The following is a 16,735-nucleotide window of genomic DNA, read 5'->3' as shown; positions in this document are numbered from 1 at the left end:
TCAAAGGTCTTGGCAAGAACAGTTATTATAGTTGATAATTGACAGTTTACAGTTGATAGTTGCTAGTTGCTAGTTGTTAACTATCAACTGTTTAAAACCCTCCCTGCCAACTGCCAACTGCCAACTGCCAACTGCCAACTGCCAACTGCCAACTGTCAACTGTCAACTGTCAACTGTCAACTGTCAACTGTCAACTGTCAACTGTCAACTTCCGTCACCCGCCAGCTCAGCTTCATATTGATCCAGAAATTCCACAGAGTCACGACTGCGATCGCAATTAAAGTCGCTAAATATTCATTCATCCCCAAAATATTAAACATCACATTAACCAGAAGCACATTCAAAATCAAACCCATCAAGCAAATTGTATTAAACTTCAACAGCCGTTTCAAGCGCTGCTTCATTCCCGGCTGCCGCTTAGAAATATCCCCAAAAGTCCACAAATCATTCCAAAAAAAGTTACTGATAATTGCCAATTCAGCAGCAAGAATCAGACTGCGAGTCAGCTCCAAATTGAATATTTCGCGCAGCACGTACAAAACCGCCATATTCACAAATACGCCGCTGAAACCCACAAGGCCAAACCGCAGAAACTTACCCATCGGCCAGCGGGCAAACCGCAATATGAGCAAATGCCGCAAATACTCAATATACTGTTTTCCAGTAACTTTGCTCTCGCCTTCCTTCCGCTCCTGAAACACGTAACCAACTTCTCCAATCCAGCGGATGTTTCCCCTCCCGAGGACTTCAATCAAAATTTTGTAACCCGCAGGATTTAGCGTTTTGCCGGCAATGCAACTGCGGCGCACCATAAAATAGCCGCTCATCGGATCGGAAACTCGGCCCACCACTCCCGGCAGTACAATCAATCCGACTGTTTGAGCTCCCCGCGACAAAAATCGCCTGACAACGCTCCAGTCGCTCACCCCGCCCTCGTCAACGTGGCGGCTCGCAGCGGCCAAATCGGCTCCCCGCTGAATTTCTGCTAAAAGCTGCAATAGTGTCTCCGGCGGATGCTGCAAGTCGGCATCGATCACCCCCAAAACCTCGCCCCTAGAGGCTTGCCACCCGCGAATTACGGCGGTAGAAAGTCCCCGCTCGTCTGAGCGGCGCATCACGCGCAATTGCGGATATTCTGGTGTCAGGGACAGGGCAACTTCCCAGGTGCGATCGGGGCTGTCGTCATCGACTACAATTAACTCGTAGTTGCCAGGAATCATGCCATCAAGCAATTGGCTCAATTGTTCCACAATACTCTTGACATTCTTGCACTCGTTATAGGTGGGAATGACGAGGGAAAAATAAATGGGCGCTGTATCTGCGTCTGTAAAAGTTGAAGCGAAAGTCGGTACAGCAGGAATTTGCAAAGGCCCAGAAGGCACTGGCAACAGATGATTTGTTTGGTTGATGCCCATAATTTAAGTGTCACAAACTAAAAGATGTTTTTGTAAGACTTGAGATTTTAGCAGATCGTTCCTCTATGATTGATTTGTTAAGATCTAAAAACGCCTTAATTCTAGGCAGTCATGGTATAAATGAGTACAAAGTAAAACTGTGGATGCAATTCTCGATCGCGCTTTACAAGGTTATAACATCTCTACCGCCGAGGCATTGGTACTTTTGCAGCAAAGAGATCCAGAGGCGATCGCCCAAATTCAAGCAACCGCTGACTTGCTCCGCCGCCGACAATCAGGGGATACTGTTACCTATGTTATAAATCGCAATATTAATTTTACCAACATTTGCGAGCAGCATTGCAGTTTTTGTGCGTTCCGCCGCGACGACGGAGATGAAGGTGCTTTTTGGTTAGATGCAGCCCAAATTCAGGAGAAGGCAACTGATGCAGTGCGACGGGATGCGACAGAAATTTGTATGCAGGGTGGCTTAAATCTTCAAGCTAAACAGGGCGGCGCATCTTTGCCTTATTATCTGCAATTGGTAAAAACTATTAAAGATAAGTTTCCGCAGTTGCACTTGCACGCTTTTTCGCCACAAGAAATAGAATTTATTGCCCGACAAGATAATCTGAGTTTCAGCTATGTAATTTCAGCTTTGCAAGATGCGGGAGTTGGTTCGATGCCGGGAACTGCGGCGGAAGTTCTCGACGATGCGGTGCGGAGGATAATTTGCCCGGAAAAACTAGATTCTGCAACTTGGTTAGAAATTGTGGGAACGGCTCACCGTCTGGGTTTGCCGACAACTAGCACGATGCTTTGCGGGCATATTGAGACTGCCTCTCAGCAGGTTTTGCATTTAGAAAAAGTGCGATCGCTCCAACAAACTGCAATTAACAATAACTATCCAGCGCGCATCACAGAATTCATTTTACTGCCCTTTGTCGGACAGGATGCACCGGCTCCTTTACGCAGTCGAGTCGGCCGCGACCAACCGATTTTAGCAGATACATTGTTGCTCACTGCTGTATCTAGAATCTTTTTGGGAAATTTGATTTCCAATCACCAGCCAAGCTGGGTAAAATTAGGTTTAGATGGAGCTACAGAAGCCCTGAAATGGGGCTGCAACGATATCGGCGGCACTTTGATGGAAGAGCACATTACTACAATGGCCGGTGCAGTTGGCGGCAGTTGTCAGTCTGTGGAAGATTTGCAAAATGCGATTCGTTCTTTGGGGCGGGATTATCAGCAAAGAGATACAATTTATCGACATTTGGGGGTTGACAAATTGGCAGTAATTGTGTAGTTTTTTGGATGCGAAACGCCAAGCGCGTAACGCATCCTGCCAGTTTAGCCGTTAGCGAAGCCCTCGGAGAGGATCGCACTTTCAAATTCTTCTAGCGCTTGACAACTTCCCACCTGTAAAGCACGTTCTACCGCAGTGGGGATAAGTTGTGCGATCGCGATTTCTGGAAAATTCGGACTAATATCCGATTCTACATACTCTCCATCTTGCAGCAAATAAATGCGAAGTCTGCCGCTGTCGTAAACCCAGACTTCTGGAACTCCAATAATTTTATAGGCATCGATCTTAGTTTTAGAAGTAACATCCGTCTCAATTGCCAAATCGGGCGGCGGATCGTCCGGTAAAAGTCGGCGGCGATTAATCATCCGCTGATAATTTAGAATATAAAAGCAAGCATCAGGTTCAACTCCTGCTGCACCTTTCCGTTTAAAAGTAGTAGAACCAAAGGGTTCATATCTTCTGCCCGCAGACTTCAGTAAATGTTTTACAATATCGGAAATTAAATCTTTCGGAATTTCCCGATCTAGTAAGGGAACCATGATTTCTAAGGTACTGTTGCTGTAGGCAATTCTGGTTCTTCGTTTTTCCCCTAATTCCTGCAAAATCGACTCGAATTCCAGCCAACTTATATTGGGAATAGTTACGACACTACCGGGAGAAAGCGTTATTTGGCTAACGGGTTTTAGGACGGGAGTGATAACAATCATAAGCTGAATTGGGAGCTAGTTGTTAAGTTTGTGCCAAGGGCAGGCAAGATGCCTACCCCACAAGAGTTTTTGGATATATCTGTTGAGTTTAGCACGGGCAACGAGAAGAGATTCGCGATCGCACTTTTGGCTCAATTCTAGAAAGGTCGATCGCACATTTATGACTTCATTGCAGCCGGATTAATTTGACTAACAGGCTCATGATTTCTCCCCGATCGGGTGTAATAATGATGCGATTGTCGGGAATGGCGATCGGATGAGTCCAACGAACAGCTTCCTCGTAGCGCAATGCGTGCAGTTGGTGGATAGTTCGCCGTACCCCCAGCGGCGAACCGATGATGACGTGACGGACTGCTTCGCGATCGCCCTCAAAGGTTTGGTTGGTTAAAACATTGGGCGATGTTTGGTTCGATGATGAATCTTGCAACATAGCTTTGACTAATAATTTTGGATAGGTTTGATGCTTTGTAACGGTAAAACCGCGTACAATAACAAGTTGAAGAAAAGACAGCAATTCCCCTACACCACAAGTTGCGGTTCTGGTGCTGTCTAATCTCTCTTGCTACAAGCGTAAATCAAATAACGGTATACGTCAACGTATTTAATAAAAGCGTGCATTATTTAACATAAAGTAACAAATAGCCTATGGAAATCTCAGAAAGAGCCGAGCGATCGCCCCTAATGCGACTGAGAGTTCAGCGGTTTTTGACTCAAAAGCAGCTAGCAGAAGCACTTGGAGTTACGGAAGCGACGGTAAGGAACTGGGAATCCGGGCGATCTGTACCGAAGCTAACGCCTGTTCAATACAAGAAGTTGTTAAAGATTTTGCAAATTACTTCCGATGAATTACCAGACCAATTTGGTTTTCCCAGCGAGGGCGATCGATAGAATATTAAGAGTGGCAAATAATAATGATACTGTTTACCTTCTCAGCCACTTAAAAATGTGGTGGTTCATCAAAATGACAACTCTGACCGTAGAAATTCTTTGTTCTGAGGCGGCAATATTTTCAGCAGCCGAGTCTCAACACCCGGAACCTCTGCTTTACGGAATCACAGACGGAAAGGCTGTTGGAACATATTTGGAGCAAAAGTTCAGACTCTATCTCAAGCAGCAATATGAATTTATAGATGGCAATTCAGCAAGCGGCATCGATTTCCCAGGGATATTGGTTGACGTGAAGGTAACAAGTGTTAGGCAACCGCAGTCGTCATGTCCTTTCAAATCTGCAAGGCAAAAGATTTTTGGGCTGGGATATTCACTGATTATCTTTGTTTACGAAAAGACAGACAACAGTACCATCCGAACTGCAACGCTGAATATTTTGCATACAATTTACGTTAGTGCCGAAAGAACAGCAGATTTTCAAATGACCCGTGGAATTCGCTATATTTTAGATAACGAAGGCAATAAAGATGATTTGCTTGCTTTCATGTTTGACAAAAATCTACCTGTTGACGAAATTGAAGCAGGTAACATTGCAGACGAAATACTGAGAAACCCACCCTTGCAAGGTTTTTTGACCATTTCTAATGCGTTGCAATGGCGACTTCAGTATGGAAGGGTCATTGAGCGTGCCGGACAACAGGAAGGTGTTATCGCAGTTTATAAATCTAACCAATGAGTTCTAACAATCGCAAAACCAAACTAGAATACGGCGATTTTCAGACACCGCCGGCATTAGCCGAGATGGTATGTCGAAAATTAGTAGAACTTAATGTCAATCCTGGCACCATAATTGAGCCGACGTGCGGTATCGGTAATTTTATTCAAGCTGCTGCACGTTCGTTTCCATCCGCAGCCAAAATTATCGGGGTTGAAATAAATCAAAATTACTTAAAAGAAGTCAGACTAAATAAGCAATTATTTCAGGATGAGAGATGCGATATTTGGCACGGAGATTTCTTTGATTTTGATTGGAAATCATTAGTCGATCGATGTAGCACTCGACTGCTTGTACTCGGCAACTTTCCGTGGGTGACCAACTCGCAACAAGGAACTATTGGTAGCGAAAATTTACCTAAAAAAAACAATTTTCAAAATCACAGTGGCTTAGATGCTCTCACAGGTAAGAGTAACTTCGATATCTCAGAATGGATGCTGATTCAGGCGGTGCAATGGCTGCAAAAGCGCGATGCCGATCTAGCGATGCTTTGCAAGACTTCGACTGCTAGAAAGTTATTGAATTACCTTCACTCTCAAAAACTCAATCTCGCTGACTGTGCAACTTACAAAATAGATGCTAAAAAATATTTTGATGCAAATGTTGATGCTTGTTTGTTAGTCTGCAAATTTGATGCTCATTCGCGAAACTACTTCTGCGATGTATTTAGCAGTTTAGAAACTTCAGACTGTCACCGAATTGGATATCACAACAATCTCTTGGTTAAGGATATAAATTCTTTCAGTAAATTGAGTAATTTATATGCTGTGAATTCAGGGACAAAATGGCGATCGGGTGTAAAGCACGACTGTTCTAACGTGATGGAGTTTCGCAAAATAGACAATTATTTTGTAAATACATTCGGAGAAGTTGTCGATATTGAGGACACTTATCTGTTTCCGCTAATCAAAGGTTCTGGTGTTGCTCAAAATCGAATTAATGCTACCGATCGATATATGCTCATTACTCAAAAATTTATCGGGGAGTCAACTGAAAATATCAAAAAAATAGCTCCTAAAACCGGGCGCTATCTGGAGGATTGCGGGCAATATTTAGATAATCGAAAAAGCAAAATTTATCAAAACAACCCTCGATTTTCGATTTTTGGAGTTGGCGATTATACCTTCAAACTTTGGAAAATTGCGATTTGCGGGCTTTATAAAAAACTGGATTTTAGGTTGATCGGTGAAATAGCTGATAAACCTGTGGTTTTTGATGATACTGTTTACTTTCTCGGCTTTGACGACGAGGGAGTTGCGCGTCAAACTTTTGAGCTTTTGAATTCACCGGCGGCGATTAACTTTTATTCAGCGATCGTATTTTGGGATGAAAAGCGCCCGATTAAATCCAGTATTTTAAATTGTCTGAATCTGGCACTACTGGCAGATTGGGAGTTTGTAACCGCAGATGCACACAGATAAACGCAGATGGATAGAGATATAATTTATATTATCAGTAATTCTGAAAACCTATAACTCTAACTTTACCCAAGCTCGTAAACTTCGAGGAATTTGTGGAGTGGCTGCCTGAAAATTCGGCAGTAAGCTGATTATAACTCACATTTTTCAGCATTTGCATGAACAGGCAAGATGCCTGTTCCAGAAGAGATCAATTTTCTTGTGGGGTGGGCCGAAGAACCCGCCCCAAAAAGACTTATCTCGCGCCTTTTTACACCTTAAACTTCTCCACAATTCGTCTCATCGCTTCCTCCACATTCTCCCGACTGTTAAACGCCGAAATGCGGAAATAACCCTCACCCGCCGCACCAAAACCAGAACCCGGAGTTCCCACCACATTGCAAGTTTCCAGCAACTTCTGAAAGAAATCCCAACTCGACAAACCGTGAGGCGTTTTCACCCACACATAAGGTGCATTTTCGCCACCAAAAACCTCGATTCCCGCCGCTGTCAATTTCTCGCGAATAATCGCAGCATTTTCCATGTAAAAATTGACTAAAGCCTTAATCTGTGCCTTGCCAGCCTCAGAATAAACCGCCTCAGCACCGCGCTGCACGATGTAAGAAACTCCGTTAAACTTAGTAGATTGGCGGCGGTTCCACAGCTTCCAAATTTCGACATCGGAACCATCTGCTGCTTTTCCAGTCAAAGTCTTCGGTACAACTGTCAGCGCACAGCGAGTACCCGTGAAACCAGCATTTTTGGAAAAAGAACGAAATTCGATCGCACAATCCCGCGCCCCTTCAATTTCGTAGATAGAATGCGGTAAACTCGGATCGGTAATATACGCTTCGTAAGCCGCATCGAAGAAAATAATCGAACCGTTAGCTTTAGCATAATTTACCCAAGCTTGCAAGTGTTCCTTAGTTGCAGTTGCCCCGGTCGGGTTATTCGGAAAACACAAGTAAATTAAATCGACTTTTTTGTCGGTGGGTATTTCCGCAGTAAAATTGTTTTCCGCTGTAATTGGCAGGTAAACTAAGCCGCCGTATTCGCCATTTTCGTTGGCATCTCCCGTGTGTCCAGCCATCACGTTAGTGTCTACATACACCGGATAAACTGGATCGGTAACTGCGATCGTGTTATTGTTGCCAAAGATATCGAGAATATTCCCACAATCGCACTTAGAACCATCAGAAATAAAGATTTCCGAAGCATCAACATCGCATCCCCGCGACTTAAAATCGTGCTCGGCAATTTTCTCCCGCAGCCACTCATAACCTTGTTCCGGGCCGTATCCTTTAAAGGTATCCCGCGAGCCCATATCTTCCACCGCCTTCACCATCGCCTCCCGACAAGCTTCCGGTAGTGGTTCAGTCACGTCGCCAATCCCCAGCCGGATGATGGGCGCTTCGGGATTCGCCTCTGCAAAGGCTTTCACCCTGCGCCCAATCTCGGGAAACAGGTAGCCGGCTTTGAGTTTGAGGTAGTTGTCGTTGATAGTTGCCATAGTTCGATCGCTACAAATGTCGTAGAATAGCTTACTCCCAATTGTCTCTCTCAAGCAGCAGCAAGTTCGGCAACCAGCAGTGTACGGGATTTAACGGATGTAACGGATGGATGTTGGGCCAAGACAAAGATTTTCCCCACTCGAACACTCGAACACTCTGCCAATCCGCCATTACAGGCAATCTGCGTACTTGCTCAACAGCCATTGACCAAAAAATCAAATCTGCTTGTATAATCAAAATAGTGTGCAGCGCAGAAACAATTATGGACGAGATCGAGTACGCCAAACTCTATCAGGAACTGGCGGCAATTCTGGATGAGTTTAATTTGGGTTGGGTAGTTCAACAAGTAGCGGATACTGTAGAGATAGGCAAAGTAATTGAAGAGCGATCGCTCAAAAGAAAAACACCCCTGCTCAAGATAGAAGATTATACCGCAAAAGAACAACTTTTGCTGTTAATTGATGCTGTCGAGCAAGCGACTGTGAACACTTCCGAAATGGAAGACGAAATTGCTTATTTCTTGAAAGTAGAATCAGAAACCTCTCCCCTCGGCACAAAAATTACATTTGCGAATTCAGGTGCCGAAACTGCTAAAACAATCGAGTTTACCTCCAGCGTCACAGCCCCCCGCCACAAACAGGCGATCGCCCTTAAGCACTTACTCGAAAAACTGCCCTCTGAGCCCAGCAACTACGCCATAAATTCCGAAATTAAAAGCAAATTAAAAAGCTCGATCGATCCCGAATTTAATACAGCTGCAGAACAAGCCAGAATTTTTGACACTTACCTCTTCACTATTCTGCTAAAAGCAGTTGCTAATGAAGGGGGGAATATTTATTATAACAATGTTTTAGAGGACGAAACACCGAAATATTTAACATTTAGAAAAACAGCGGGAAAAATTCACGGAACTGCACATCCATACACTCATGCTGTTGTGGAATTTCCCGACAAACCAGCCCTGGAAGTTCACCTAGGAGTAAAAGTCCAAGGTAGAGCCGGAGTTCTGCACAACTGCAACGTTTTAATTTTGTACCAAAAAGAAGCAAATATCTGCCGATTGCTCAACCGCGAACCCCGGCACTCGCAAGTAATTTTAGCAGTAAAATCTCAGCACTGCACCTCAGAACTTAAACTAGAAATGGCTGGTGCTTTTATCGGATTAGCGTCAGATATTCGCTACGAAGGTGGCAGCTATTTCATTTCTAACAGTTACTCCCAACCCGTAGCAAAACTGCTAACTACTGCTCGCAAAAAATGGGAACTCAACATTTTTCCTACAGCCACAAACGATGTCCATCGACTGATGTACTCGTTTCAAACTATCTTTAAAGACTTTAAGGCTAGAAACTAACATTAGGGCATTGGGCATTGGGCATTGGGCATAGTGTAAAAATTCGCGTAAATACAAAATAAACCGGGTTTTTCACCAGTATTAAAGGCGAAAATGCACTATTTAGTAAAAAAGCGGTTTCCGTATCTAGGACTATAGTGATTACTGGTTAGTGGTTACTTGTTAGTAATTTTTATAATAAGAAATAAAAAATAACAAATTACCAATGCCCCATGCCCCATGCCCGATGCCCCATGCCCGATGCTCCATGCCCAATCCCCAATATAATTTATGATGTTGCGAGCACCCGAACCTTACGAATAATGTTTAAGAAAGATAAATCTTCCCTGCTGTTTACGATCGGAGCCGCCACACTTCTGATCGGTTTAGGCTTTGTCACCTACTACCTCGTCATTTCCCGTGGCTCCGCCAAAGATTTGCCGGCGGGGGCAACGGTTGTCCCGCAAGATACGATGATGGCCCTATCCATCAGCACCGATGAATCGCAGTGGAATAGACTGCGAGAGTTTGGCACGCCGGAGTCCAAAGCTTCGTTTGAAAGGTTTTTAAGCGAAATGCGCGATCGCCTTCTCACAAGCAACGGCTACGCCTACCAGCAAGACATTCAACCCTGGGTGGGTAACACAGCAATGGTAGCCTTTCTCCGCAACAAAATAGCTATACCAGCCCCCTCGCCGGCACCCAACACGCCCCCATCTCCGCCAATTCAACAGTCAGTGGCAATTATCCTGCCAATTGCCAACCCGATCAAAGCCAAAGAATTATTAACAAAACCCAGACCTCTGAGCCAAGGAAAAATAGTTGAGCGTAATTATAAAGGCGTCCAAGTCACAGAAACTCAAGGCGTACCCGATCGCAATTTCTCCGTCGCGGTACTCGGCACAAGCTATCTAGCAGTCACCACAGATCCTAGCGCTACAGACAGAATAATCGACACCTACAAAGGCGAACCTTCCCTAGCCAAAACCCCTGGCTATGCAGACGCCATAGACAAAATAAAAAGTCCGGGCGCCTTCGGTCAAATCTACGTCAATATGCCCGTTGCCACCGCCTATGCCGCCGCCAACTCAGCCCGTGAAATTTCGCCAGAAAGCCTCGAAAAACTGCAACAAAATCAGGGATTTGCCACCACAGCGACGCTGGATGTAGAAGGAATTGCCTTCAAATCAGTCTCTTGGCTAAAACCAGATTCTACCAGAAGGATAGCAGTAGAAAACAATGCTCTAAAAATGGTTAACCGCCTGCCAAACAATACAATAATGATGGTATCCGGCGGCAACTTGCAGCGTTTGTGGCAAGACTATGTATTGGGAGCCGAGGCAAACCCGATTTCCCCGATTAATCCCCAAGTTTTACGCACAGGTTTAAAATCCACTACCGGCATGGATTTAGATAAAGACTTGATGAATTGGATGGCGGGAGAATTTTCTCTATCATTAATACCCGCGCCCGCCCAGAATCCCAGAGACAAATATGCTGCTGGATTTGTATTTATGGTGGAAACAAACAACCGGGGCGCAGCCAACAAATCCCTGAAACAGCTTGATGAAACGATGAAAATGAAAGGGTTTAGAGTGGAGGAAATTCAAGTCGGCGGCAAACCGGCGATTAAATGGACATCGCCGTTTGGAGGGATTACGGTAACTCGCGGTTGGATGAACGATGTAGCGTTTATGACGGTAGGAGCTCCCGTGGTTGATGCGATCGTTCCGGCACCGAAAAGTCCGCTTTTAAGCAGCGAACTGTTCCAGAAAACTGTACGATCGCAACTTCAACCCCACAATGGCAATTTCTTCATCGACACCGAGAGTGCGTTTAACCCGAAAAACCTAGCTTTGCCGGAGTTTCCTCCCAACCAAAAAATGTGGATAGACGCCACGCGGTCGATCGGCGTTACAGCGGCCGTCATTGGCGATCGTACCACCCGTTACGACGCTTTTGTCGGCCTCAAAAAATCCACGCAATCCACTCCTCCTGCAAATCCTTCACGGAGTCTTGCTTCACCGCGCCCTGCTTCACCGAGCCCTGCTTCACCAAGTCCCTCGCCCACCGTCCAAACTTCTCCCAACTAACTCTTAAATAGTTCAACAAATCCGCCTGGAGAGCCCATTAAACAGCAACAGGGCAACAAATTAAAACCGAAAGGCAGCCGCCAGAAGCAAGAAGCAAGAAGCAAGAACAAGACTTACGCATACGCACTAAAGAAACCGGGGTTTTTTATCGTTTCTGTGTGCTGCAACGAATTATTTTCGTTAAAAAACCCTGTTTCTATGCAGCCCTGCGTCTAGGAATACCAAAGCAACCGAGTTTTTTAAGCCTTGGACTGCAACTAAGTGTTTTTGTTAAAAAACTCGGTTTCTACGTCCAGGAAGGAAAAAGCAATCGACCGTTTCTGACGCACCTTACACTTTATGTACCCGTTGCGTCCAGCACTTCTTATTTTTGTCATAATTTTAAGGGTCGGCAATTGTAGAGCCGGCTTTTTTTGTTCTTTATAAAAGGAAAGGAAAAAGTTTTTACGTGGATTTTTACCGGTCAGTTCTGGGCGCAGAAGCCGATTTTTTAAACCGCCATACTTCCTTCAAACTCTCACTAATGTAAAAAAAACGGTTTCTAGGGGTCGGAGTGCGTCTAGGAAAGCCAGTTTTTTTTATATGTCATCGGGAAGATACAGATTCTAGGCATTGCGAGTTATATTTAGATTGTGCAGAAGATACGCTCGGGGAATTGCAAATGCAGAGGCAAATTTTACAGGGAAATTTTCCTCAGTGAGTTGGGAAAGTGAGTCTGGAACGCACTTGCAGTCCGAAACCCGGTAGCTTCATCAATATACAGTCTTTAACCCCAAATTTTCAGAGAAACTAGGTTTTTTTACCTAATTTCTGTGTATATATTTTACCCCTTAAAAACCTATGGAAACCGCCAAAAATATTCAAATACAGGCGAGATGTCTGTCTAAAAAAAGAATAAGCAAACTGGCACTTTCTCTGCCAATTATCTTAATAAATCTTTACTTTTTACAAGCAAAAGCCCAAGGTCAAACTATTGTTCCAGCGGCGGAGGGAACGAACACAACAGTCACTAGCGAACCCCAAAGCGGAACTCCTGGGCAGCAAACTCGCTTCGATATTCAAGGCGGGCAATTATCGAGCGATCGACAAAATCTTTTCCACAGCTTTACAGAATTCGGCTTGTCGGAAAATCAGATTGCCAACTTTATATCAAACCCCAACATTCGCAACATTTTAGCGGGCATAGGCGGCGGTAGCCCGTCGATTATTAACGGCTTAATTCAAGTAACAGGCGGCAATTCTAACTTGTTTCTGATGAATCCATCGGGCATCATATTTGGCAACAGTGCCAGCTTAAACGTGCCGGCTTCTTTCACAGCAACCACCGCCACCGCTATTGGATTTGGTACTAACTCGTTTAACGCTGTGGGTACTAACACCTACACATCTCTGACAGGCGCGCCCAATTCCTTTGCTTTTGGGGCCGATCAAGCAGGGGCAATTATCAGCACGGCAGACTTAGCAGTCAAGTCAGGGCAGAACTTAACCTTGCTCGGCGGCACCGTTGTCAGCACAGGCAGCCTTTCGGCCCCAGACGGTCAAATTATCGTAGCATCAGTCTCCGGGACAAATTTAGTGCGCGTCAGCCAGCGAGGCAATTTGCTAAGTTTGGAAATCGAGCCGCCCTCAGCGACCAGCAGCAGTGGAACAGCGGTAACAGCTTCGGCATTGCCGATCGCATCCTTGCCGGAACTGCTCACAGGCATCGGTGAAACAAACGCTACAGGCATCAGCGTCAATGCCAGCGGTGAAGTGGTACTCACGGCGTCTAACCGAGTAGTAGCTGCGGGGGACGTTGCGCTAAAAGATGCAAACGCTCGGGCGATCGACATTCAAGCAGCCAACAGCATTGCAGCCAGCGGAAACCTGAGAAGTTCCCAAGGCGGCCGAATCGCCCTAGAAGCTAGTGGCGACATTAGCACTGTCGATATCAACTCCGACTCCGACACCACCGCAGGCGGCAACATCACCGTCACCAGCCGTACAGGAAAAGTAGAAACAGGCAATATCAACGCAAGCTCGATCGACAAAAACAGCAACGCCGGAGACGTTAGTATTGCAGCACCCTCAAGCAGCATTCAAACAGGGTTCATAGACGCCAACTCCGAAGAAAAACAAGGTGGCCAAGTCACCCTCAACGCCCGCAACGACATCGAAGTAACCCGTATCAACACCGAAGGAAGAACAGCCGGAGGAAATATTGACATTACAGCCGGCCGTCATTTCCGAGCCACAGGCACTTTCACAAACGATAGCAACTGCTTGTCCCAAGCTTGCAGCATTTCCGCCGCTGCGACTCGTAGCGCTAATGGTGGAGATATCACCATTCGCCACGGCGGCGAAGCCACCAACACTCTTTTCGGCGTCGGGCCCGACTATAACAGCTTGAACGGTACTGCTGGTAGCATTGCCACTGGGGGTGCGAACAAGGAAAATGTTATTGCATCTGGAGGTTATTCCAGCCCAGGCCCTCAGATAGTAGAGCCGACGCGAATTAACATTACGGCTTCTTCAGTATCGGGTACGCCCGCACCAACACCTGCACCGACGCCTGCGCCCGCACCTGCACCGACGCCTGCGCCCGCACCTGCACCGACGCCTGCGCCCGCACCTGCACCAACTCCCGCACCAACTCCCGCACCAACTCCCGCACCAACTCCCGCACCAACTCCTGCACCCGCACCCGCACCAACTCCTGCACCCGCACCAACTCCTGCACCAACTCCTGCACCCGCACCAACTCCTGCACCCGCACCCGCACCTGCACCAGCACCTGCACCCGCACCAGCACCAGCACCAGCACCAGCACCAGCACCAGCACCAGCGCCAACACCAGCACCAACGCCCGCACCAACTCCCGCACCTGCACCCGCACCTGCACCGACGCCTGCGCCCGCACCTGCACCGACGCCTGCGCCCGCACCAGCACCAGCACCAGCGCCAACACCAGCACCAACGCCCGCACCAACTCCCGCACCTGCACCGACGCCTGCACCTGCACCGACGCCTGCACCTGCACCTGCACCCGCACCTGCACCGACGCCTGCACCTGCACCGACGCCTGCACCTGCACCTGCACCTGCACCTGCACCTGCACCTGCACCTGCACCTGCACCTGCACCTGCACCTACGCCTGCACAAACGCTAACGCCGACGCCGACGCCAGCATCGGTATCAAATTTGCCACCAGCCCCGGCAATTACTGAACCTACCGCAGCAGTATCGAATTTGACACCAGCGCCGACAATTACTGAACCTACCGCAGCAGTATCGAATTTGACACCAGCGCCGACAATTCCTCAAAATCCAGCACCAGTATCAAATTTGCCGATCGCACCCATAATTCCTCAAAATCCAGCACCGGTATCAAATGTGCCACCCGCACCCACAATTCCTCCAAATCCAGCACCGGTATCAAATGTGCCACCCGCACCCACAATTAGTCAAAATCCAGCACCGGTACCAAATGTGCCACCCGCACCCACAATTCCTCCAAATCCAGCACCGGTCTCAAATTTGCCGATCGCCCCGACAGTGCAAAATCAAACAGTTGCACCAGTAACAGTAACGCCTCCAGCAGTTTCACCCAACCAGATATCTGTTGTGCCTGCTGCGGCGCCAATAAATCTCGCGCCGTCAAACGCACCGGTTCTGGCTCCTGTGCTCTCCGTCAGCGGGCCTCGGAACGCAAATCCTTTATTTTCCCCCAGCTTGCAACAGCAAAACCAGATATCTAATTCCTTACAACAGCGCAATTCAACTCCCGCCTCCCCAAATATTTACGTTTCCAACTTACCAACCAACCTCAATACCGTTATTTTTCCAGTAGAAGAGAGGTTTACCAGTGATTTTGTCGATTACCTAAATTTGCCATCAACAAATGCGATCGCCACCCTAGAAGATGCCCAAAATACCCTTCGCAGTGTCGAAAAAGCCACAGGCATCAAACCAGCTCTTGTCTATATGAGCTTTGTACCCAAGGGTTCTACCCTTGCTCGACCATACAACAGTTCGCCGTTGCTGCGCGTAGAACAGCAAATTCAAGCCTCTGACGAACTGGAACTGATGGTGATCACCCCCGAAGGCGTACCCGTTCGCCAGCGCATCCCTGGAACCTCTCGCGCCCAGGTAATGGAAGCTGTTCGGAAATTTCGCGATGAACTGACTAATCCGGTAAAGCGCAACACTAAAAGTTATTTGCCCTTGGCTCAGCAGCTCTACCAGTGGATGGTAGCGCCGCTCGAAGCAGAGTTGCAAGCCAAAGGCATTCAGAATTTATCTTTTATCTCAGATATGGGGTTGCGATCGATCCCAATGGCCGCACTCCACGACGGCAAAGGCTTTCTGATAGAGCGTTACAGCGTCGGCTCAATGCCGAGTCTGAGTTTGACAGATACCAGCCCCGCCAATTTCAAAAATACTCAAGTTTTGGCAATGGGCGCGTCGCAATTTCCAGATATGAATCCTTTACCTGCGGTGGAGGTAGAAGTATCGACAATTACCCCGCAGGAGTGGCCTGGTAAGTCTTTCTTGAACGAAGCTTTCACTCTGGCAAATTTGAAATCGCAGCGCCAGCAGCAGCCTTTTGGGATGATTCACTTGGCTACCCACGCTGAATTTCGATCTGGAGCTCCTAGCGAATCCTTTATTCAGTTGTGGGATACTAAATTGCGTTTGGATCAGTTGCGGCAAATGAATTGGCACAGCCCGCAAGTTGAAATGTTAGTTTTGAGTGCTTGCAAGACTGCTGTGGGCGATCGACAGGCGGAGTTAGGTTTTGGCGGCTTAGCCGTGCAAGCAGGGGTTAAATCGGCTTTGGCGACTCTCTGGTATGTCAGCGACGAGGGCAGTTTAGGATTGATGGCGGAGTTTTACGGGCAGTTAAAAACTGCTCCGATTAAAGCAGAAGCACTCCGGCAAGCGCAATTAGCGATGTTGCGCCAAGATGTGCAGATTGAAGGGGGGATGTTGCGGACTTCTGTTGGTAATGTGCCGCTACCTCCGGAATTGGCAAACACGGCGACGCGCAATTTTTCTCATCCCTATTATTGGTCTGCTTTTAGAATGATTGGTAATCCTTGGTGATCGGATTTGTTTGAGTTAAGCGACTGTTTGACTGTGCGATCGGGCTTTGGGCAATGTGGGTATAATTTATCACAATTGAGAGCGATCATTCGGCGATCGGGCGATCGTTTGATACCTGCATCCAGCAACGCCCGCCGATCATCTGATTGAAGACCTGCAACAATCTGAAGAGCCTGTTTGTCAAATTATTTAAAGAAAGTGCGATCGTATCTTGACAGGTATAGTATAATACCGTAGAGTCATAAT

At 46.9% G+C, this 16,735-nt stretch carries 12 protein-coding genes; 7 read left to right on the top strand and 5 right to left on the bottom strand.

The genetic code is table 11. From position 1 onward, the window contains the following. Positions 1-197: 197 nt before the first annotated feature. Entirely contained in the window at positions 198-1,415 is a 1,218-nt protein-coding gene (locus QUA58_RS05895) for a glycosyltransferase (RefSeq protein ID WP_333249473.1), read from the bottom strand. A 139-nt stretch (positions 1,416-1,554) separates the two neighbouring features. Here QUA58_RS05895 and cofH point away from each other — a divergent pair, with 139 nt between their 5' ends. Beyond that, positions 1,555-2,700, top strand: coding sequence for a 7,8-didemethyl-8-hydroxy-5-deazariboflavin synthase subunit CofH (cofH, locus tag QUA58_RS05890; RefSeq protein ID WP_333249472.1), 1,146 nt, complete (start codon positions 1,555-1,557; stop codon positions 2,698-2,700). Positions 2,701-2,744: 44 nt separating this feature from the next. Here cofH and QUA58_RS05885 read toward each other — a convergent pair whose 3' ends face one another. Together QUA58_RS05885 and QUA58_RS05880 are read right to left on the bottom strand one after the other, a co-directional pair. Next, on the bottom strand, positions 2,745-3,407 hold the full coding sequence (locus QUA58_RS05885; protein WP_333393316.1) for a Uma2 family endonuclease: 663 nt from the start codon (positions 3,405-3,407) through the stop codon (positions 2,745-2,747). A 166-nt stretch (positions 3,408-3,573) separates the two neighbouring features. Continuing rightward, the gene (locus QUA58_RS05880; RefSeq protein ID WP_333393315.1) at positions 3,574-3,921 is read right to left on the bottom strand and encodes a hypothetical protein; all 348 of its coding nucleotides are present in this window, start codon (positions 3,919-3,921) and stop codon (positions 3,574-3,576) included. Between the two features lie 131 nt (positions 3,922-4,052). Here QUA58_RS05880 and QUA58_RS05875 point away from each other — a divergent pair, with 131 nt between their 5' ends. Genes QUA58_RS05875 through QUA58_RS05865 form a run of 3 tightly spaced genes read left to right on the top strand, consistent with a single transcriptional unit; the run spans position 4,053 to position 6,491 of the window. Then, on the top strand, positions 4,053-4,295 hold the full coding sequence (locus QUA58_RS05875; protein ID WP_333042059.1) for a helix-turn-helix transcriptional regulator: 243 nt from the start codon (positions 4,053-4,055) through the stop codon (positions 4,293-4,295). Between the two features lie 10 nt (positions 4,296-4,305). Beyond that, positions 4,306-5,031 (top strand): restriction endonuclease, encoded by a 726-nt coding sequence (locus tag QUA58_RS05870; protein WP_333393314.1) that lies wholly within the window; start codon positions 4,306-4,308, stop codon positions 5,029-5,031. Beyond that, a complete protein-coding gene (locus QUA58_RS05865; protein ID WP_333393313.1) occupies positions 5,028-6,491 on the top strand; it encodes a class I SAM-dependent methyltransferase in 1,464 nt (487 codons plus the stop codon). Before QUA58_RS05870 ends, QUA58_RS05865 begins: the two co-directional genes overlap by 4 nt. Positions 6,492-6,738: 247 nt before the next feature. On the opposite strand, the gene QUA58_RS05860 is transcribed toward QUA58_RS05865, so the two are convergent. Then, positions 6,739-7,977: an LL-diaminopimelate aminotransferase gene (locus QUA58_RS05860; RefSeq protein ID WP_333393312.1), complete on the bottom strand. Its 1,239-nt coding sequence runs from the start codon at positions 7,975-7,977 to the stop codon at positions 6,739-6,741. Positions 7,978-8,008: 31 nt separating this feature from the next. Beyond that, a complete protein-coding gene (locus tag QUA58_RS05855; protein WP_333393311.1) occupies positions 8,009-8,215 on the bottom strand; it encodes a hypothetical protein in 207 nt (68 codons plus the stop codon). Positions 8,216-8,240: 25 nt separating this feature from the next. Here QUA58_RS05855 and QUA58_RS05850 point away from each other — a divergent pair, with 25 nt between their 5' ends. The 3 genes from QUA58_RS05850 to QUA58_RS05840 all read left to right on the top strand — a co-directional run bounded on the left by QUA58_RS05850 (position 8,241) and on the right by QUA58_RS05840 (position 16,489). Next, a complete protein-coding gene (locus QUA58_RS05850; RefSeq protein WP_333393310.1) occupies positions 8,241-9,332 on the top strand; it encodes a hypothetical protein in 1,092 nt (363 codons plus the stop codon). 302 nt (positions 9,333-9,634) lie between these two features. Further along, a complete protein-coding gene (locus QUA58_RS05845) occupies positions 9,635-11,404 on the top strand; it encodes a DUF3352 domain-containing protein (protein ID WP_333393309.1) in 1,770 nt (589 codons plus the stop codon). Between the two features lie 840 nt (positions 11,405-12,244). Continuing rightward, positions 12,245-16,489, top strand: a complete 4,245-nt coding sequence (locus tag QUA58_RS05840) for a CHAT domain-containing protein (protein ID WP_333393308.1) — start codon at positions 12,245-12,247, stop codon at positions 16,487-16,489. The last annotated feature ends 246 nt before the right edge of the window (positions 16,490-16,735 follow it).

It is taken from the genome of Microcoleus sp. N9_A1 (assembly GCF_036701795.1).
Classification (GTDB): domain Bacteria; phylum Cyanobacteriota; class Cyanobacteriia; order Cyanobacteriales; family Microcoleaceae; genus Microcoleus.
Note: the sequence above shows the minus strand (reverse complement) of the source record. Positions and strands in the feature narration are given on the sequence as shown.